The organism is Aromatoleum diolicum, assembly GCF_012910955.1.
GTDB lineage: Bacteria > Pseudomonadota > Gammaproteobacteria > Burkholderiales > Rhodocyclaceae > Aromatoleum > Aromatoleum diolicum.
This window is the reverse complement of the sequence record NZ_WTVQ01000118.1, coordinates 1-765: the sequence shown is the minus strand read 5'-3', so window position 1 is coordinate 765 and position 765 is coordinate 1. Positions and strand designations below refer to the sequence as shown.

Here is a 765-nt window from a genome sequence, read left to right as displayed (position 1 = left end):
CACGACATGCTTGAATGGTACGGGGCACCGTTCGATCCCGCCGCGTTTGACATCTCGGCAATCGATTTGCGCCTCCACCCGATCAAGGTCTGACCGTCAGTCAAGACGGTCTCGGGCGGACGCTTACGCCGATAACGCATTGGGGGCCGCACGACTTGAGGCGGACGGCGAGGACATTGTTGGCATCGCTCGCTTGCCCCGAGGCGGTCAGCGAGGCGATCCTCGGGCACATGCCGCCGGGGATCGTTGGCACGTACAACCGGCACACATATGACGCAGAGCGGGTGGAATGGCTCCTGCGGCTGTCGGAGCACCTCGAGGCGCTGGCCGCGGTGCGGTGATCCAGTCGGACATTTCTATGCGAAATTGCACCACGCCTGACCACCATTTTGTATGGCCACTGGCGGGTCATTTGCGCACGCTCGACGTAACTATGCATTACAAATTGGATGATCACTTGCGCACCCTGCTCGACTGACTCAGAACGACCCAAACTTGCCGGTCGAGCTTTTTCGAAGTGGCCATTCGCCCCAGCAACCGACGCGACGGAAGCGGCCGTTCGATACGCCGAAGCGTCTTTGACTACTTGAGCGGCAGGTTTGAGGTCGGACCGGTGCGTGAGGGTAGGATGGCGCCGGTCGGCCGAGGCCGTGTAAAAACGGTCGCGGATGCGCCAGGAATCGGTCGTTCCGGCGCCCTGCGGCGGAAGCGAACGAATTTGAAGGCGGCAAATCAGCTCAGTTGAGCTTCAAGAAGGCCTTTTCA

General features: G+C 60.8%; 1 protein-coding gene. It reads left to right on the top strand.

The genetic code is table 11. The annotated features are described in order from the left end of the window. Positions 1-179: 179 nt before the first annotated feature. Positions 180-341 carry a hypothetical protein gene (locus GPA25_RS23665; RefSeq protein ID WP_211163338.1) on the top strand — a complete coding sequence of 54 codons (162 nt, stop codon included), beginning with the start codon at positions 180-182 and terminating at the stop codon, positions 339-341. Positions 342-765 lie beyond the last annotated feature (424 nt).